Source organism: Parvibaculum sp. MBR-TMA-1.3b-4.2, from assembly GCF_053628815.1.
In genome coordinates this window covers 1,873,264-1,892,610 of record NZ_JBRJHC010000001.1, presented here as the reverse complement: position 1 = coordinate 1,892,610, position 19,347 = coordinate 1,873,264, and the positions used below count along the sequence as shown (strand labels likewise).

Annotated in this window: 14 protein-coding genes; 11 read left to right on the top strand and 3 right to left on the bottom strand. The window is 62.5% G+C overall.

Features of this window, described 5'->3' with window-relative positions; genetic code table 11:
* Positions 1-177: 177 nt before the first annotated feature.
* The 6 genes from ACSSVQ_RS09080 to ACSSVQ_RS09055 all read left to right on the top strand — a co-directional run bounded on the left by ACSSVQ_RS09080 (position 178) and on the right by ACSSVQ_RS09055 (position 8,811).
* Positions 178-984: an urea amidolyase associated protein UAAP1 gene (locus tag ACSSVQ_RS09080; RefSeq protein ID WP_454182471.1), complete on the top strand. Its 807-nt coding sequence runs from the start codon at positions 178-180 to the stop codon at positions 982-984.
* Between the two features lie 15 nt (positions 985-999).
* The gene (locus tag ACSSVQ_RS09075; RefSeq protein WP_454182469.1) at positions 1,000-1,629 is read left to right on the top strand and encodes an urea amidolyase associated protein UAAP2; all 630 of its coding nucleotides are present in this window, start codon (positions 1,000-1,002) and stop codon (positions 1,627-1,629) included.
* A 41-nt stretch (positions 1,630-1,670) separates the two neighbouring features.
* A complete protein-coding gene (uca, locus tag ACSSVQ_RS09070) occupies positions 1,671-5,273 on the top strand; it encodes an urea carboxylase (protein ID WP_454182467.1) in 3,603 nt (1,200 codons plus the stop codon).
* An 89-nt stretch (positions 5,274-5,362) separates the two neighbouring features.
* A complete protein-coding gene (locus ACSSVQ_RS09065) occupies positions 5,363-7,060 on the top strand; it encodes an AMP-binding protein (RefSeq protein ID WP_454182466.1) in 1,698 nt (565 codons plus the stop codon).
* A gap of 147 nt (positions 7,061-7,207) precedes the next feature.
* Positions 7,208-8,332: a hypothetical protein gene (locus tag ACSSVQ_RS09060; RefSeq protein WP_454182464.1), complete on the top strand. Its 1,125-nt coding sequence runs from the start codon at positions 7,208-7,210 to the stop codon at positions 8,330-8,332.
* Between the two features lie 122 nt (positions 8,333-8,454).
* The gene (locus ACSSVQ_RS09055; RefSeq protein WP_454182462.1) at positions 8,455-8,811 is read left to right on the top strand and encodes a DUF6984 family protein; all 357 of its coding nucleotides are present in this window, start codon (positions 8,455-8,457) and stop codon (positions 8,809-8,811) included.
* 13 nt (positions 8,812-8,824) lie between these two features.
* Here the strand turns inward: ACSSVQ_RS09055 and ACSSVQ_RS09050 are convergent, their stop codons facing one another.
* Entirely contained in the window at positions 8,825-10,444 is a 1,620-nt protein-coding gene (locus ACSSVQ_RS09050) for a flavin-containing monooxygenase (RefSeq protein ID WP_454182460.1), read from the bottom strand.
* A gap of 216 nt (positions 10,445-10,660) precedes the next feature.
* On the opposite strand from ACSSVQ_RS09050, the gene ACSSVQ_RS09045 reads away from it, so the two are divergent.
* The 5 genes from ACSSVQ_RS09045 (at position 10,661) to ACSSVQ_RS09025 (ending at position 16,572) form a co-directional block, all read left to right on the top strand.
* A complete protein-coding gene (locus ACSSVQ_RS09045; RefSeq protein WP_454182458.1) occupies positions 10,661-12,343 on the top strand; it encodes an FMN-binding glutamate synthase family protein in 1,683 nt (560 codons plus the stop codon).
* 69 nt (positions 12,344-12,412) lie between these two features.
* On the top strand, positions 12,413-13,480 hold the full coding sequence (gene gmd, locus ACSSVQ_RS09040) for a GDP-mannose 4,6-dehydratase (RefSeq protein ID WP_454182456.1): 1,068 nt from the start codon (positions 12,413-12,415) through the stop codon (positions 13,478-13,480).
* Complete coding sequence (fcl, locus tag ACSSVQ_RS09035) at positions 13,473-14,435, top strand: GDP-L-fucose synthase (RefSeq protein ID WP_454182454.1); 963 nt, start codon at positions 13,473-13,475, stop codon at positions 14,433-14,435. The genes gmd (ACSSVQ_RS09040) and fcl overlap by 8 nt, the downstream gene beginning before the upstream one ends.
* A 179-nt stretch (positions 14,436-14,614) precedes the next feature.
* Positions 14,615-15,667: a GDP-mannose 4,6-dehydratase gene (gmd, locus tag ACSSVQ_RS09030; protein WP_454182452.1), complete on the top strand. Its 1,053-nt coding sequence runs from the start codon at positions 14,615-14,617 to the stop codon at positions 15,665-15,667.
* 86 nt (positions 15,668-15,753) lie between these two features.
* Positions 15,754-16,572: an acyl-CoA thioesterase gene (locus ACSSVQ_RS09025; RefSeq protein ID WP_454182450.1), complete on the top strand. Its 819-nt coding sequence runs from the start codon at positions 15,754-15,756 to the stop codon at positions 16,570-16,572.
* A gap of 39 nt (positions 16,573-16,611) precedes the next feature.
* On the opposite strand, the gene ACSSVQ_RS09020 is transcribed toward ACSSVQ_RS09025, so the two are convergent.
* Together ACSSVQ_RS09020 and ACSSVQ_RS09015 are read right to left on the bottom strand one after the other, a co-directional pair.
* Positions 16,612-17,322: a copper resistance protein B gene (locus tag ACSSVQ_RS09020; RefSeq protein ID WP_454182448.1), complete on the bottom strand. Its 711-nt coding sequence runs from the start codon at positions 17,320-17,322 to the stop codon at positions 16,612-16,614.
* Entirely contained in the window at positions 17,319-19,028 is a 1,710-nt protein-coding gene (locus ACSSVQ_RS09015; protein WP_454182446.1) for a copper resistance system multicopper oxidase, read from the bottom strand. The genes ACSSVQ_RS09020 and ACSSVQ_RS09015 overlap by 4 nt, the downstream gene beginning before the upstream one ends.
* Between the last annotated feature and the right edge of the window lie 319 nt (positions 19,029-19,347).

Genomic DNA, 19,347 nt, shown 5'->3' with positions numbered 1-19,347 from the left:
ATGCGATGCGAGGATTGGCATTGCAGGCCGCCGTGTATCGCCGATCCTCCAGACTTCATGCGGCGGCACCATCGCCGGCAGGACGACCTGCCCGCGACCTCTTCCGGCCTTGCCGGATTTTTGCCCGGACGGCCGGGCGCCGGTTCACATACCGGCATGGTGTAAGGAGATGGAGAGATGGCACAAAGTGCTGACGACGCCCGCGCCGAAGAAAAGGCGCGCTACGACGCGCTCTTCGCGCAGGGGCGCGCAAAACGCCGAGACATCAGCGAAGCGCCGGGCAATCCCCGCGACATTCCCGAAAAGGACGTTCTCTGGCAGGAAACGCTGCCCGGCAGCTGGGGCTGGTCGCGCCGCATCCCGCGTGGTGAGACCCTGCGCATTTCGGCGACCGGGCCGACCGCCGGCGTCTCCGTGCTGCTTTATAACGCCGCCGACCCGACCGAACGCTTCAACGCGGGCGACACGGTGAAGATCCAGTGGAGCGCGGCGCTGCAGCGCGGCCGCGTGCTCTTTTCCGATATGGGCCGCGTGCTGGCCTCGATCACCGACGACACTTTCGGCCGCAACGATGCATTGGCGGGCGGGTCTACGCCCCTCAGCAACGAGAAGAAATACGGCGACGCCACGCTGCGTTCCACGCGCGGCAATTTCATCCTGCTGGCCGCCAAGCACGGGTTGAGCAAGGCCGATGTTCCGCCCTGCCTGACGCTGTTCGCGCCCGTCGCCGTCGATCCGGAAGGCCGCTTCGTCTGGGAAGGCGACGGTGCATCGAAAGGAGACTATGTGGATCTGCGCGCGGAGATGGACCTTCTGGTGTTCGTTTCCAACTGCCCGCATCCGCTGGCGTCCGGCGAATACGATCCTCAGCCTGTCGACCTCACGGTCTGGCAATCCCCGCCGCCCGCCGCGGACGATTTCTGCCGCACGGCGACCGAGGAAGCCATTCGCGGTTTCGAAAACACAGACCCCCTGTTCCGTTGAGGCGAGGATAATCCCATGCAAAACATTGAACGCGATCCCGCCGAGGCGATCTACGACTTCACCGTTCCCGCCACACGGCCCTGGTCCTACATGCTGCCCAAGGGGCAGGTGCTGCGCATCGTCGACCTTGAAGGCCAGCAGGCCGTCGACACGCTCTTCTACAATGCGCATGACACGGAAGAGCGCTACAGCGCGCAGGACACCGCCCGCATGCAGGGCTCTCCCTATGTCACGGCAGGCACCGAAATCTATTCGAGCGAAGGCAATCTGATGGCCACCATGCTGGCCGACACGGCGGGCGGCCACGACACCTCCGCCGGCGCCTGCAGCGCAGAGTCGAACACGGTGCGTTTCGGCCATGACAAGAAATACATGCATAGCTGCCGCGACAATTTCGTCATGGAACTGTCGAAGCACGGCATGACGAAGCGCGATCTTGTCAGCAACATCAATTTCTTCATGAACGTGCCGGTGGAGCCGGACGGAACGCTCGCCATTGTCGATGGCGTGTCGAAGCCCGGCGACTATGTGGAGCTGCGCGCGGAGATGGACATTCTCGTCTTCATCTCCAACTGCCCGCAGGTGAACAACCCCTGCAACGGCTTCAAGCCGACGCCCGTGCGTACGCTGGTATGGAAGGCCTGATCCTTCCAAGCCCGGTAGAGTGAGGCCTGACGGAGACGTTCATGTTCAAGAAAGTACTGATCGCCAATCGCGGCGAAATCGCCTGTCGTGTCATCCGCACATTGAAGCGGATGGGCGTGGGCTCCGTGGCGATCTATTCCGACGCCGACCGCTTCGCCCCCCATGTGCAGCTTGCCGATGAGGCGGTGCGTGTGGGGCCGGCGCCGGTTTCGGAAAGCTATCTCGATGTCGAGGCGATCCTCGAAGCCATTCGCCAAACGGGCGCGGAAGCCGTCCATCCCGGCTATGGTTTCCTGAGCGAAAACCCCGACTTCGTGGAGCGTCTCTACAAGGAAGGCGTCGCCTTTATCGGGCCTCACCCGGAACATATGCGTGCCTTTGCGCTGAAGCATACGGCACGCGATCTGAGCGAGGAGAGCGGTGTGCCTTTGCTGCCGGGCTCCCCGCTCGTGCACGACCTCGACGAGGCCCGCGCCCATGCCGCCCGCATCGGCTATCCCGTCATGCTGAAAAGCACGGCGGGGGGCGGCGGCATCGGGCTCCAGCTTTGCAACTCCGAAGAAGATCTGCCGCGTCTGTATGAAACGGTAAAGCGGCTGGCGCAGGCGAATTTCTCCGATGCGGGCCTCTTCGTGGAGAAATTCGTGGCGCAGGCGCGTCACATCGAGGTGCAGATTTTCGGCGACGGCAAGGGCAAGGTCATCGCGCTGGGCGAACGCGACTGCTCTGCGCAGCGCCGCAACCAGAAAGTGCTGGAAGAAACGCCTGCGCCGAACCTGACGGATGCGATGCGAAAGGAATTGCACGAGGCGGCGGTTCGCCTCGGCGAAAGTGTCGGCTATGCGAGCGCCGGAACGGTCGAGTTCATTTTCGACGCGGCCGAGCACCGCTTCTATTTCCTGGAAGTGAATACCCGCCTTCAGGTGGAACATCCGGTGACGGAGGAAGTGACGGGCCTCGACCTCGTGGAGCTGATGGTCCGGCAGGCGGCGGGCGATCTCGACGATCTGGACAATTATACTCGTACGCCGCAAGGCCACTCGATCGAGGTGCGCCTCTATGCCGAAGATCCGGGCAAGAATTTTCAGCCCTCTTCGGGCCTGCTGACCGAAGTGAGCTTCCCGCAAGACATTCGCGTCGACGGCTGGATTGCGACCGGCACCGAGGTGTCTCCTTTCTACGACCCGATGCTCGCCAAGATCATCGTCAAGGGCGCAACGCGCGAAGAGGCCGCGGCGAAACTCGCCGAGGCGCTGGATGCCTCTTCGGTCTATGGCATCGAAACCAATCTCGACTATCTGCGCCAGATCGCGCGGGGCCAAACCTTTCTGAATGGGGAGATGTTGACCTCCACGCTGGCGGGCTTTGCGGGCAAGAGCGCGGCCATCGATGTCGTCTCGCCGGGCGCGCTTTCCAGCATTCAGGACTATCCGGGCCGCATCGGCTATTGGGATGTCGGTGTGCCGCCGTCGGGGCCCATGGACCCGCTCTCCCATCGTCTGGCGAACCGGCTGGTCGGCAATGCGGAAGACGCCCCCGCGCTCGAAATGACGCTGATGGGGCCGACGCTCGCCTTCCGCAACGATGCGGTGATCGCGCTGACCGGCGCGGATATGGACGCAAAGCTCGATGGCGAGCCGGTGCCGTTCTGGCAGGCGGTGGAAGTGAAGCGCGGCCAGACGCTCACCCTCGCTCAGGTAAAGGGGGCGGGGCAACGCGGCTATCTGGCGATCCGCAACGGTTTCGACGTGCCGGAATATCTCGGCTCGCGGTCTGCCTTCACCTTGGGCCAGTTCGGCGGCCACGCGCCCGGCGCGCTGAAAACCGGCGACGTGCTGCGCATCCGCCGCGAGGGCGCCGTCACGGCTGCCGCCACCGAACCGCTGCCGGAAGCGGATCGCCCGGCTCTCGCGACCGAATGGGAAATCGCCGCGCTATACGGCCCGCATGGCGCGCCGGACTTTTTCCTTGATGAGGATATCGAGACGCTGTTCTCGACCGCCTATGAGGTGCACTACAATTCTGCGCGCACGGGCGTCCGCCTGATCGGCCCGAAGCCGAAATGGGCGCGCAAGGATGGCGGTGAGGCGGGGCTGCACCCCTCCAACATTCACGACAACGCCTATGCGGTCGGCACGATCGACTTCACCGGCGACATGCCCATCATTCTGGGGCCGGACGGGCCGAGCCTTGGCGGTTTCGTCTGCCCGGCAACGCTCGCCAAGGCCGAACTCTGGAAGCTCGGTCAGTTGAAGCCGGGCGACAAGGTGCGCTTCCGTCGCATCGGCGATGAAGAGGCGCAAAGCCTGCGCGAGACGGAGGAGGAATGGGTGGCGAACCTCGTCCGCCCGCGCGCAAACGCCCCGGCGGTCTTCCCCTCCGGCACGGTAGAAAAAGCTGTTCTGGGCCGCATCACCGACCTCGAAACGGAAGTCACCTATCGCCGAGCGGGCGACGATTACCTGCTGATCGAATACGGGCCCATCGTGCTCGACTTCGCGCTGCGCTTCCGCGCGCATGCGATGATGGTCACCCTGCAGGAGAAGAAGCTCCCCGGCATTATCGAAATGACGCCGGGCATCCGCTCGCTGCAGATCCATTACGATCCGGACGTGCTGCCGCTGCCGCGCCTGATGGCGGTTCTGGAAGAGGCGGAACGGGACATGCCGTCGGCAGCCGATCTGGAGGTGCCCAGCCGCACCGTGCATCTGCCGCTCTCCTGGGACGATGAGGCGGCGCAGGAGGCGGTGCGCAAATATGCAACGCTTGTACGGCCCGATGCGCCCTGGTGCCCGTCCAATATCGAATTCATCCGCCGGATCAACGGCCTCGACGGCATCGAGGATGTGAAGCGCATCCTCTTCGAGGCCGACTATATGGTGATGGGGCTGGGCGACGTTTATCTGGGCGCGCCGGTGGCGACGCCGCTCGACCCGCGCCATCGTCTCGTGACGACGAAATACAACCCTGCCCGTACATGGACGCCGGAAAATGCGGTCGGCATCGGCGGCGCCTATCTCTGCGTTTACGGCATGGAAGGCCCCGGCGGCTATCAGCTTGTCGGCCGTACCGTGCAGATGTGGAACCGCTGGCACAGCACAAAGAATTTCGAGCCCGAGAAGCCGTGGCTACTGCGCTTCTTCGACCGGTTGAAATTCTATCCCGTTTCGGCGGATGAGTTGCTGGAAGCGCGCGAGGCCTTCCTGCATGGCGAGTTCGAGGTGAAGGTGGAGGAAGGCACATTCCGCCTTGCCGACAATATGGCCTTCCTCGAAGAGAATGCCGAAAGCATCGAAGCCTTCCGCACGAAACAGCGCCGCGCCTTCGAGGAAGAGCGCCAGCGCTGGGAGGAGCAGGGCCTCGCCATGAGTGAGATGGAGCCCGACGCGCCGGTGGAAGAAGGCGCCATCGAAGTGCCCGAGGGCGGCAAGCTCGTCGATGCGGGCGTGCCGGGCAATGTCTGGTCGGTGGAAGTAAAGGAAGGCGATGAGGTGGAGGCAGGACAGCCGCTCGTCATCCTTGAATCCATGAAGATGGAAATCGAGGTGAAGGCGCCCGAGGCCGCCCGCGTCCACGAAATTCATTGTGCGCCCGGCAAGATGGTGCAGGCGGGCCAGACGCTTGTGACGCTCGTGCCGGTGTAGCGCTCCGCTTTCCTTTGATTTCGTGTGCGGGATGAGGTTTCCTTTACGGAAAGCGCGCGGGAGATGCGCTGTCCGGGAGGAGGAAAGTCATGGGCACGGCGATAGAGCAGCTGTCATATGTGAAAGGTGCGGAAACGCCGCCCTTGAGTGAGGAAACCATCGGCGCGGCGCTGGAAGCCGCCGCGCGGAAATGGGGCGAGCGCGAAGCCGTCGTCTCGGTTCACCAGAACATCCGCTGGAGCTATGCCGAGCTGAACGAGAAGGCGGAGGCATTCGCGGCGGGCCTGCTGGCGCTGGGCCTGAAGCCGGGTGACCGGCTCGGCATCTGGTCGCCCAACAATGCGGAATGGGCGCTGACGCAATTTGCGACGGCAAAGGCGGGCATCGTCCTCGTCAATATCAACCCGGCCTACCGGCTCTCGGAACTCGAATACACGCTGAACAAGGTGGGGGTGTCCGCCCTCATCACACCGGAGCGTTTCAAGAGCAGCGAATATGTCGCGATGGTCGAGATGCTGGCGCCCGAGATCGCGGCGTCGGATGGTCTGCTCGAAGCAGCGAAACTCCCGCATCTCAGGCATGTCATCCAGATCGGCGGCGCCGCGCGCCCGGGCTGGCGGCAGTTCGACGATGTGGCGGGGCTCGCGGGCGATGCGGAGAGAAAAGCCCTCGCGGAGATCGGCGCGACGCTCGATTGCGGCGATGCGATCAACATCCAGTTCACGAGCGGCACGACGGGCCTGCCCAAGGGCGCGACGCTGTCCCATCGCAATATCCTCAATAACGGCTTTTTCGTCGGCGAGGCAGTGGGCCTTGTGCCGGGCGACAGGCTCTGCATCCCCGTGCCGCTCTATCATTGCTTCGGCATGGTGATGGGCAATCTCGGCTGCCTGACACATGGCGCGACCATGGTCTATCCCTCCGACACATTCGATCCGGTCGCCGTGCTCGAAACCGTCGAGGCGGAGAAATGCACCGGGCTTTACGGCGTGCCGACCATGTTCATCGCCGAACTCGGGGTGTCCGATTTCGAGCGCTTCGACCTTTCCTCGCTCCGCACCGGCTGCATGGCGGGATCGCCCTGTCCGGTGGAGGTGATGAAACAGGTCGTCTCCCGCATGAATATGCATGACGTCACCATCGCCTATGGCATGACGGAGACGAGCCCGGTGAGCTTCCAGACCGGCAAGGCCGATCCGCTGGAACGCCGCGTCTCCACCATCGGCCGGGTGCAGCCGCATCTGGAATGCAAGGTGGTCGATCTCGACGGCAACACCGTGCCGCGCGGGGAAGCCGGCGAGCTTTGCACGCGCGGATATTCGGTGATGCTCGGCTATTGGGACGAAAAGGAAAAGACCGCGGACGCGATAGACGCCGAGGGCTGGATGCATACCGGCGACCTCGCCACCATCGACGCGGAAGGCTACGGCAATATTGTCGGGCGCTTGAAGGACATGGTCATTCGCGGCGGCGAAAACGTCTATCCGCGCGAGATCGAGGAATTCCTTTATCGCCATCCCAAGGTCGAGGATGTGGCCGTGGTCGGTGTACCGGACGAAAAGTTCGGGGAGGAAATATGCGCCTGGATCGTTCTGCGCGCGGGCGATGAACTGAGCGAGGAGGAGGTGAAGATGTTCTGCCGCGGCCAGATCGCGCATTACAAGGTGCCGCGCTATATCCGCTTCGTGACGGAATTCCCGCTGACGGTGACGGGCAAGGTCCAGAAATTCCAGATCCGGGAAAAGATGATGGAGGAGCTGGCGCTCAGCGCATCCGACACCGCCTGAGCCGCCGTTCCGTTACGTCAGCCAAGGGAGGCATGGCGAAGCCCGACGCTTTCTGAAAAACTGTGATGAGCGGCGAATAAAAAGACCGCATCGAAACAGGGAGGGGCCGACTGTGTTGTTGGTCCTGTGAAACGCAAAGGCCCGGCAATGCTCAACAAGCTCGACGATTACCCCATCCATCAGACGCCCGAACCGATTGCCCATCCGGCGACCAGCGACCGCAATGTCTATGATCGCACATGGTTCAACGGCTATGCGAAGGACGGGTCCTATTATTTCGGCATCGGCATGGCGATCTACCCGCATCGCGGCATTCTCGATTGTGCCTTCAGCGTCGTGACGCGCGATGGACGCCAGCATTGCTTTTATGGCTCGCGCCGCGCCCCGACGGAACGTACCGAGATGCAGGTCGGCCCCTTCCGCATCGAGATTCAGGAACCGATGCTGCGCACCCGCGTCGTGCTGGACGACAATGACAGCGGCATTTCCTGCGACCTCACTTTTTCGGGCCGCACGGCGGTCATCAAGGAAGCGCGTCAGACGCTTTATTCCGGCCCGCGCGCGGTGATGGACGCGACGCGCTTCGACCAGTTCGGCCGCTGGAGCGGGACGGTTCGTCATCCCGATGGCGAGATCGCGGTGAGCGACGACATGTGCCTCGGCACCAAGGATCGCTCCTGGGGCGTGCGCCGCGTGGGCGAGCCGGAAACCGGCGGCGCGCCGGCCGCGCCGGGAAGTTTCTTCTTTCTTTGGGCGCCGCTCATCTGGGACGACCATGTGTCCCATGCCATCTTCTTCGATGGGTCGAAGGGTGAAGCGCTGGTGCGCGAAGGGCTCGTCGCGCCGCTCTATACAAGCGAGGCCGACGTGCCGGGCGTCGAAGACGGCAAGGACGAGCGTATGGCGACGGCGAAACATCGCGTCTCCTATGTGCCGGGCACGCGCCTGGCGAAATCCGCCGAAATCGATCTCGTGGACCTCGAAGGCGGCACCCGCACCATCAGCCTCGAGCCGATCCTGAAATTCCAGATGAAGGGCCTTGGCTACACCCATCCGGAATGGGGGCAGGGCATGTGGAAAGGCGAGCTGGCCACGGGGCATGAATCCTTCGATCCCAAACAGCTCGACCCGCTGGCCCTTGAGAACCTGCATGTGCAGCAGGTGGTGCGCGCCAGCGACGGCACGCGCGAAGGCATGGGCGTGCTGGAACAGATCTGCATCGGCCCTTACGCGCCTGCCGGCTTCACCGATTTTTTCGACGGTGCGAAATAACGCCGCAGTGAACGAGTTTTGCGCGGATCGCTGCCAAAAAGGTGGCGATCCGCAGCGATTTATTAAGGCGAATATGTGAGCTTCCACAGGCGTGTTCCCGACAACGCTTGAGGAAAGAGCACATGCACAAGAGGCGTTTACTGCGGCCTGAAGAAAAACTGCTGATCTTTAACGCGGCCAAGTGCCTGGATGGCGAGCGCGCAGGACGGCTTCTGTCGGATATGGATTGCGCCACGGCGCGCTCCGAACTGCCCGACGGGTCGATTGTGGGGTTCGAAATCGATGGATATGACCGGCCCGAAACCTGGCAGCAGCGCCCGGTGCCGGTAGAGATGGAAGTCGACGACGAGGATGGCGCGGAGATTTCCGCCACCCTCTATACCGATTCCAACGATCGTCTGCTCGAGATGGAACTGATCCGTCGATGCGGAGGTCCCGTCGTCAGGCCCCGCTGGCAGACATTGCGTCTTTGGGCATGACGACGGGCTGGTTTCAGGCCCCGAGGCGGAAGCCCTCATAATCGGCGGCAGCCACTTCGTCGAGCTTTTCGCCATAAATCCCGACGCCGCCCGTATAGGGCATGAAGAGGCGTGGCTTGCCCGGCACATTCGCACCCATGTACCAGGAATTGGCCTGAGGATAGAGCGTCATGCCGGCCACTTCATTGACATGCTCCACCCATTCGTCTTCCGCTTCCGGCGTGGCCTCGATCATGCCGATATTGCCGTTGGTCAGCCGAGAAATGCAGTCCGTGATCCAGTCCACATGCTGTTCGATCGACACGATCATGTTGCTGAGCACGGACGGGCTTCCGGGCCCGGTGATGAAGAAGAGGTTCGGGAACCCCGCCGAGCCGAGCCCCAGATAGGTACGCGGCCCCGCGGCCCATTTATCGCGCAAGCTTAACCCGTCGCGGCCGGTAATATCGACACCCAGAATGGCGCCCGTCATGGCATCGAAACCCGTCGCAAAGACGATGGCGTCGACATCGTATTCCGTGCCGTCCGCCAGAACGCCCTTCTCGGTAATCCGTTCGATGGGATGCTCGCGGACATTGACGAGATCGACATGCGGTTTGTTGAGGGTTTCGAGATAGTCCGTATCGAGACAAAGTCGCTTGGTGCCGACGGGATGGTCGTTCGGCATCAATGTCTCTGCAAGGCCGGGCTTCATCACCCGCTTGCTCATCTGCTCGCGGGCGAAATCCGCCGCGACCTTGTTTGCTTCATCGGTCGCCATCTCGTCGCCATAGGCGCCGAGGAAGGCAAAGCCGCCTTGCGTCCAGCGCGATTCAAGCTCGTGCTGCACTTCTTCCGGCGTCATCTCCTCCAGCAGCGTTTCATTATATTCAAAGCAGATGATGCCGCCCGGCGTGGTGCGCGCAAATTTGCGCTTCTCCAGAAGCGTCTCTTTCGTCTCCTGAATTTCTTCATCCTTGAGCGGACGGTTGCCCGCCGGCAGCGTGAAGTTCGCCGTGCGCTGGAAAACGGTTACATGATCCGCCTGATCGGCAATGATCGGAATGCTCTGGATGCCGGAGGAGCCTGTCCCGATCACGGCCACGTGCTGTCCCGTAAAGTCCACGCCTTCATGCGGCCAGCCGCCGGTGTGGTACCACTTGCCCTTGAAGTCTTCGAGTCCGTCGAAATCGGGCACGCGAGCCGCCGACAGGCAGCCCGTCGCCATGATGAAAAAGCGGGCCTGCACATTGTCGCCCTTGTCGGTTTCGACCCGCCACAGGCCCGACGGCCCGTCATAGGTCGCCGAGTTGACGCGCGTGGAAAACTGGATGTCGCGCTTCAGGTCCAGCTTGTCTGCGACATAGTTCTGGTAGCGCAGAATTTCCGGCTGCGCGGCATAGCGCTCCGTCCATGTCCAGCCGCGCTGTACGTCGTCGGAAAAACCATATTGATATTCGAGGCTTTCCACGTCGCAGCGCGCACCCGGATAGCGGTTCCAGTACCAAGTGCCGCCCACGCCTTCGCCCGCCTCGAACACGCGGACATTGAGCCCCAGCTTGCGCAGGCGATGCAGCATGTACATGCCTGCGAAACCGGCGCCGACAATAACGGCATCGTAGTTTGTCGATCCTTTGCCTTCCTTGTTGGTCATCCTCGTCTCCTCCCTCATTGTTTTGTTAAATTCTAACGCGGGAAGAAGCGGGAGGAAGGAGAAAAGGCCCCGGCCTCACCTTCCGCAGCGTCATGACCGGATTGCGCGCCAGTTTCTCTGCACTGCAACAAAAGCGCCGGTTGTCCTCGTCTTCGGCAAGACTATTGTGATGAGAAGGTGTAGGGGAGGACGGACCGCGAAAGAGGAGATTTGATCTTGTTCGATTTTGTGAGGACGCTTTACCGGCAGAGAATTTCCGCACAATTCATCCTGCCCGCCACACTCCTCGTTGCGACCCTTCTCATTCTCCTCTTGTCCCCCTTTCTGCCGGTGCTTCTCTGGGGGCTGGCGGTCACGCTGCCATTATTGGCGCTTGCGGCCTATGACTACAGGCAATCCCCTCACACATTGATGCGGAACTATCCGCTTGCCGCGCGGTTGCGCTGGTTTTTCGAGGATCTGCGGCCGTACCTGCGGTCCTATATTGTGGAGAGCGACCTGGAAGGACGCCCCTTCGATCACGATACGCGCGCGCTCATCTATGCGCGCTCTAAGGGGCAGGTATCCGTCCACCCCTTCGGCACGGAGCTCGATGTCTACTCTGAGGAATATGAGTGGATCGGCCATTCCATCGCACCGACCCAGAACGTCGCGGATGATTTCCGTGTGGAAGTAGGCGGGCCGCAATGTACCAAACCCTATTCCGCCTCCATTCTGAACATCTCGGCCATGAGCTTCGGGTCGCTCGGCGCCAATGCCATCGAGGCGCTCAATCTCGGCGCGAAGAAGGGCGGCTTCTATCACGACACCGGCGAGGGGGCGATTAGCCCCTATCATGAAAAACACGGCGGCGATCTCGTCTGGGAACTTGGGACGGGCTATTTCGGTTGCCGGGCGAAAGACGGTTCGTTCGACCCGGAAGCGTTTCGCGACAATGCGCAGCGCGATCAGGTGAAGATGATCGAGATCAAGCTGAGCCAGGGGGCCAAACCCGGCCATGGCGGCATGCTGCCCGGCCCCAAGGTCAGCGAAGAAATTGCCCGCACGCGGGGCGTCGAGGCCTATGCAGATTGTATCTCGCCGCCCGGCCACAGCGCCTTTTCGACGCCGCGCGAGATGCTTGAGTTCGTGGCCCGGCTGCGAGAGCTCTCCGGCGGCAAGCCCGTGGGGATCAAGCTATGCGTCGGCCAGCCGCATGAGGTCTTTGCCGTCATGAAGGCGATGCTGGCGACGGGCATTCACCTGGATTATGTCGTGATCGACGGCGCGGAGGGCGGCACGGGCGCGGCCCCGCTGGAGCTGTCGAACCATGTCGGCGTCCCGCTGCGGGAAGGCCTGATCATGATGCGCAATGCGCTGGTGGGCACCGGGCTCAAGGGCGCCGTCAAACTCGCCGCCAGCGGCAAGGTTCATAGCGGGGCCTCGATCGCCTTCAACGCCTCCCTGGGGGCCGATTGGTGCAATGCGGCCCGTGCCTTCATGTTCTCGCTGGGCTGCGTGCAGTCCATGAAATGCCATACCGGCGGATGCCCCACCGGCATCACCACACAGGACCCCTATCGCCAGCGCGGCCTGGTGGTGAGCGACAAGGCCGAGCGCGTCCACCGCTTCCAGAAGACAACGGTGGAGGCGCTCCGCGATATCGTGGTCGCGGTGGGGCTCGAAACGCCCTGGGAGCTGAGGCCGCATCACCTGCATCACCGCCTCAACGCTGCCGAAGCCCGGGCCACCGACCGCATCTATCCCTTTGTCGAGGAGAAGAGCCTGCTCGACGACCCGGAGGCATCCTATTACGCGCAATGGTGGGCCGCGGCCGATCCCGATACGTTCCGCCCCGTAAGCGAGGTCGACCCCCTGCGAAGGCTGGATCAGGACCGGCTGCGCACGGAACGCCATTGAGGCTTGCGAAGTTCCGTGCCAATAAGGTGACGGCAGCTTGCCTGGACGTATTCAGCGCGAAACGGATTCATGAGCAAAACGGCACTTATTACCGGGGTAACGGGGCAGGATGGCGCCTATCTGGCAGCCCTCCTCCTCTCCAAAGGCTATATCGTCCATGGCGTGAAGCGCCGGTCCTCGTCATTCAATACCGCACGGGTGGATGCGCTTTACGACGACCCGCATAATGAAGGGGTCGCCTTCTTCATGCATTACGGGGACCTGACGGACGCCACCAATCTGATCCGCATCATTCAGGAAACCCAGCCCGACGAGATCTACAATCTCGCCGCCCAGAGCCATGTGCAGGTGAGCTTCGAGACACCGGAATACACCGCCAATTCCGACGCCATCGGCGCGCTGCGTATTCTGGAGGCCATCCGTATTCTGGGGCTGGAAAAGAAGACGCGCTTCTACCAGGCCTCGACCTCGGAGCTGTACGGCAAGGTGCAGGAAACGCCGCAGAGCGAGACCACGCCCTTCTATCCGCGCAGCCCCTATGCCGCCGCCAAGCTCTATGCCTACTGGATCACGGTCAATTACCGCGAAGCCTATGGCATGCACGCCTCCAACGGCATTCTCTTCAATCATGAAGGGCCGACCCGCGGCGAAACTTTCGTCACGCGCAAGATCACCCGCGCCGTCGCCGCCATCGAACTGGGGCTCCAGGACCTCCTTTATCTCGGCAATCTCGACGCCAAGCGCGACTGGGGTCATGCCCGCGACTATGTGGAAGGCATGTGGCGCATCTTGCAGCAGGACGAGCCCGACGATTATGTGTTGGCCACCGGCGAAACGCATTCGGTGCGCGAATTCGTGGAACTGGCCTTTGCCGAAGTCGGCCGTACCATCGAATGGCACGGCGAGGGCGTCTCGGAAATCGGCGTCGACAAGAAAACCGGCGAGACGCGCGTGAAGATCGACCCGCGCTATTTCCGTCCGACCGAAGTGGACCTCCTGCTGGGCGATCCGTCCAAGGCGAAACAGTGTCTGGGCTGGGAGCACACCACGACCTTCCCGGAACTCGTGGCTGAAATGGTGGCTGCCGACCTCGAAACCGTCGCGCAGGAAGCGGCCCGTAAAGCACGCCATGACTGACAGCGCTATATATTCGTTGAAGGGCAAGAAGGTCTGGGTCGCAGGCCATCGCGGCATGGTGGGCGCGGCCCTGATGCGCCGGCTGGCGTCCGAGGACTGCGAACTGCTGACAGTCACACGCGACATGGTCGATCTGCGCCGTCAGGCCGAGGTCGAGGGCTGGCTGGCGGAGCATCGCCCTGAGGCGGTATTCATCCCGGCGGCGCGCGTCGGCGGCATTCTCGCCAATGACAGCTTCCCGGCGGAGTTCCTCTACGACAATCTGATGATCGAGGCGAACATCATCAACGCCGCCTGGCAGAACGGCGTGGAGAAACTTCTGTTTCTGGGCTCGTCCTGCATCTATCCGAAGATGGCTGAACAGCCGATGCGGGAAGATGCGCTGCTGACCGGCCCGCTGGAGCCGACCAATCAATGGTATGCGGTCGCCAAGATCGCCGGAATCAAGCTGGCCCAGGCCTATCGTCGTCAATATGGCTGCGATTTCATTTCAGCCATGCCGACCAATCTCTACGGCATAGGCGACAATTTCGATCTGGATTCGAGCCATGTTCTGCCCGCTCTGATCGCCAAGATGCATGCGGCAAAGGAAGCCGGCGATGCCGAGGTCGTGATCTGGGGTACGGGCTCGCCGAAGCGCGAATTCCTCTATGTCGACGATTGCGCCGACGCACTCGTGTTCCTGATGACGCATTATTCCGGCGAAGAGCACATTAATGTGGGCTTTGGCGAAGATCTGACCATTCAGGAGCTGGCGCAGAAGGTGAAAGAGGCCGTCGGCTTCGAAGGCGAGTTGGTGAACGATACGTCGAAACCGGACGGCACACCGCGCAAGCTGATGGACAACGCGCGCCTGCGCGATCTGGGCTGGCACCCGCGCACCGGTCTCGATGAGGGTATTGCGAAGGTCTATCGCTGGTATCTGGAAACCGGTGGCGACAGGCGCGGAGTGTGAGTGAACGGGGGCCGGAAGCGGGCCCTTGCTTCATTCAGGCCTGTCAACGAGGTGCCATTCGGCCTCGGGAGTGCTAAAAACGAATCCTGTCCCGAGGCGAAAGGCAGAAGCGGCGCGTGTCATTCAATAACCCGACAAATTCTCCCCCATTGAGAGAGGCGTCCCGGCCGAGGGTCGCCATGGTGACGGGTATTACCGGGCAGGATGGCGGCTATCTGGCGGCATTCCTGCTTGCGCGCGGCTATGAGGTGCATGGGCTGGCGCGCGACCCCGCGCGGATGGAACGCGCGCGGCTGGCGGATGCCGGCGCGGATCTCAATCGTAATCTCATTCTTCATCGTTGTGATATCGGCAGGGAAGCCGATCTCGATAGCCTTGTCCGGCGGATCGAGCCCGACGAGGTCTATAATCTCGCCGCGCAGTCTCATATCCATGCCAGTTTCGACGATCCCGCTGCCACGACGGATGTGAATGCAACCGGCGCGATGAAGCTCCTCACGGCCGTCTTGCGCCTCGACCGTGGCCAGATCCGTTATTATCAGGCATCGAGTTCGGAAATGTTCGGCGACGCGGGCGGCCGCTGGCAGAACGAGGAAACCCCGCTTCACCCGTTGAACCCTTATGCCGTATCGAAGCACGCCGCCTTCGAGGCGACGATCAATTTTCGCGAGGCCTATGGGCTTCACGCCTCCAACGGCATTCTCTTCAATCACGAAAGCCCCTGGCGCGCGCCGACCTTCGTCACACGCAAGATCACGCAGGCCGTGGCCGCCGTCTGCCTCGCCGGAGAGGGGACGCTGCGTCTCGGCAATCTCAATGTGCGCCGCGACTGGGGGCATGCCCGCGACTATGTCGAAGGCATGTGGAAGATGCTCCAGCAGGATGCCCCGGACGACTACATCCTGGCGAGCGGCGAGAACCACTCCGTACGCGAATTTGTGGAAATAGCCTTCGCGGAAATCGGCCGGACCGTTCGCTGGCAGGGAGAGGGCGTAGACGAAAAAGGCTACGACGAAGAGACGGGGGATCTGCTCGTCGAGGTCGATCCTGCGTTCTTCCGGCCGATCGACCTCGGCGCCACGCTGGGAGACGCGCGCAAGGCTCATGACCGGCTGGGATGGCGTCCGAAAACGAGTTTCCGCGAGCTTGTCGCGGAAATGGTCGCCGTTGATATCGCCCGCGCTCAGGAACAGGCACATATCGGCGCCGGCCTCTCCCGCTCGTCGGACTGAGCCGCAAGACCGTTTGACCTTGGCGAGAAAGCCGGTAAAAACGCGCGGATCGAGTTTCCTTTCAAGCAGTTTTCAGGACGGGTGACATGAGCGATCGTGTGTTTTTCGATCTCAAATCGACCCACAATCCGCACCGCTATCACCTTCAGGTCGAGCCGGGCCTTTCGGTCGGTCCGCCCGGAAATCTGTTCATGTTCGGCGGTGTCGGCATGGCGGCGTCCATCCGGGCGATGGAGCGCACCTGCGAGCGCCCGACCGTTTGGGCGACGGCGCAATATCTTTCCTATGCGCGCCCGCCCTCCATCGTGGATCTGGATGTGCTGGTGCCGGTGCATGGCAATTACAACAGTCAGGCCCGCGTCATCGGCCATGTGGGCGACAAGGAAATCCTCACCGTCAACGCCGCGCTGGGCGCGCGCCCGAGCGAGTTCTCGCATCAATGGGCCGTCGCGCCCGACGTGCCGGGACCGGAAAACTTCGATCCCGCCGAACATTGGCGGGGCGACGACCGCGATCCCGACCTCCATACCCGCATCGATATGCGCGTGGTGAAAGGCCGATATGGCAAGGACCGCAAGGGCGGAGAATTGTCGCCGGACGGTCAGGTCGTGCTCTGGGTGCGCCCGCTGGAAGACGTGGCGATCGACAGCGCCATGCTGGCCGTTTTTGCCGACTTCGTACCGTCTGCCATCGGCAATGCCATCGGACGCAATGCGGGGGGTAACAGCCTCGACAACACGATCCGCTTCCGACACATCGTGCCGACGGACTGGGTGCTGTGCGACATCCGCATCCATGGCGTGCATGGCGGGTTCGGCCATGGCCGCATGCATCTCTTTGCACAGGACGGCGAGTTGATGGCCTCGGCGAGCCAGTCGGTGATCCTGCGTATTCACGACAAGTAAAGCGCCTCCGGAGGGGCGGCTCGGCCGCCCCTCCGGTCGTCAGAACATCAGGCGGACACCCGTCACGACGGACAGGACGTCCGGGTCCTCGCCTGCTGCGCGGGCAAGGTCCGCCGTCGCGCCGAGCTTGCGTTCCCAGTTGATGCCGAGATAGGGCGCGATTTCACGCTCGATTTCGTAGCGAAGCCTGAGCCCCGTTTCCAGCGAGGTGAAACCGGCAGCGGTGCCGACGGCCTTGTCGTCCGACAGGGCGGCGTCGAGCGTGAGAGCGGGCTCAAGGATGAGCCGCTGCGTCAGGAGGATCTCGTAGTCGGCATCCAGCCGCAGCGACGCATCGCCCTTTTCACTGACGAACGCGCTCGCATCGATCTCGAACCACTGCCGCGCGAGCCCGCTCACGCCGAAGACGGCGTAAGTCCTGTTCGGGCTCGGTTTGAGGTCCTGCCTGATGCCGATATGGGCATCGAAGAAGTCCGAAATCATGCGCTGGTAACGCAGCTGGAATTCGGCCTTCTCATATTTGCCCTCGCCGGTCAGGTAGTCGATATCCGCCTTGCCGACGAGTTTGTGCTCGTCATTGCCGATGCGGAGTTGTCCCTCCGCGACAAGCATGTCGTCTCCCGCCTGGAAACGGTGTTCGAGGCGATTGACGAACAGCGCGGCGAAAATATCGTCATCCGCCATCCCGGCGCGCGCCGGGAGCGCCGCCATGATGAAAATGGCGGCGGCGACAAGGGAGAGCGTTTTCATTCCATGCCCTCCTCTGCCTGCAGGGCCGCCTGTTGCGACGGTCCGCCCTCGACGATGATCTTGCGGAACATGCCGGTGCCCATGTGGTACATCAGATGGCAATGGAAGGCCCACTCGCCCTCGGCATCCACTTCCGTTTCCGTATAGACGGTCGTCCCTGGCGCGATGCTCACCACATGCTTCACCGGATCCCACTGGCCCTTTCCCGTATCGAGAATGCTCCACATGCCGTGCAGATGCATGGGATGGGTCATCATGGTTTCATTGACGAACTTGAAGCGCACGCGTTCGCCGTATTTCAGCCGGATGGGGTCGGCGTCGGAATATTTGACGCCGTTTATCGACCAGAAATAGCGCTCCATGTTTCCGGTGAGCCGCAGCTCGATTTCACGTGTCGCGGGCCTGTCCCGGTAAAGCGGCCTTGCCGCCTTGAGGTCGGCATATGACAGGACCTTGCCGCCGCCGGGTGTCGTCGGGGCGAGGCCGCTGCCCGGCGCATAGAAGGGATCGCCTTCCCGCCGGGCCTGTGCTGCGGGGTGATCCATGGGACCGCCGGACATGCTGTGCGGTGCGGTCTCGGCATGGCTCATGGCGCTGCCGCCCGTCGCTGCATTGCCCATGTCCTCCTGATCCATGCCGTCATGTCTCATACCGTCATGCGCCATGCCCATATCGGCCATGGTGAGTCGCGGTCGGGCGCTCATCGGCGGGACGGAGGCCTCCATGCCTTTTCGGGGCGCCAGCGTACCGCGGACATAGCCGCTGCGGCTCATGGCTTCGGCGAAGACGGTATAGGCGCGGTCGTCCTTCGGTTCGACGATGACGTCATAGGTCTCGGCGACTGCGATGCGGAACGCGTCCACTCCGACAGGATCGACATTGTTGCCGTCGGCCTGGACGACTTTCATCCTGAGACCCGGAATGCGGACGTCGAAATAGGTCATCGCCGAGGCGTTGATGAAGCGCAGACGAACCTTCTCTCCCGGCTTGAAGAGGCCGGTCCAGTTCTGGGCGGCATTGCGCCCGTTGAGAAGCAGCGTATAGCCGGAGACATCCGCTATGTCGGTCGGCGTCATGCGCATGTCACCCCATGCGGCGCGGTCGCGCAGTGCGGCGCCGAGACCCTTCTCCGAGGCGTCGGAGAAGAAGTCGGCAACGGTCCGCTGACCGTAATTGTAATAGTCGGAGCTTGTCTTCAGTTTGTGCAGGATCGTCGCGCCGCTGTCATTGTGCATGTCCGACAGCACGACCACATAGTCCCGGTCATAGCTGAAATTCTCCGGCGTCTTCGGCGCGATGATGATGGAGCCGTACATGCCCTCCTGCTCCTGGAAGCCGGTATGGCTGTGGAACCAGTAGGTCCCGCTCTGTCGGATCGGGAAGCGGTAGGTGAAGGTTCCCCCCGCCTTGATCCCGTCGAAGCTGATGTCCGGCACGCCGTCCTGGCGGAAGGGCAGAACCAGCCCGTGCCAGTGCAGCGACGTATCGACATCGAGCGTGTTGGTCACATTGATGGTGACCTCTTCGCCTTCTCTGAAATGAAGCGTGGGGCCCGGTACGGTGCCGTTGATGGTGAGCACCGTTTTAGGTTTGCCGGTGACGCTTGTTTGCGTCTTGCCGATGGTGAGGTCATAGGTGCCGGCCTGCGCGGCCGCGACAGGCAGCACGGTCAGCAGGGCCGCAAAGCCCGCGATGAATCTGTTCATGGATATCCCTTGGTCGAGTTTTCGAGAAAATGCCGAAAACTCAGCCGCGGGGCGGTGGCCCGTCCGTCAGGGAAAGCGCTGCGCGCTGGGGATGGGCCGTGGAAATGGGGGGCTCCGTCCTCTGCCCTTGGCCGACCGGCTCAACGGTCGAAAGCAGGGCGGCCGAGCAGCTGCCGAGATCGCAGCAGGCGTGGGCCTCGGCCTCTTTTTCGCCTGTGTCTCTCCTGGGCGACGGCTCCGCGTGCATCGTGCGCCCGTCGCCGGGCTGCATGACCGCCGCCAGCGTTCCGTCCCCATGGCAGGGAACGGTCTGCGCATG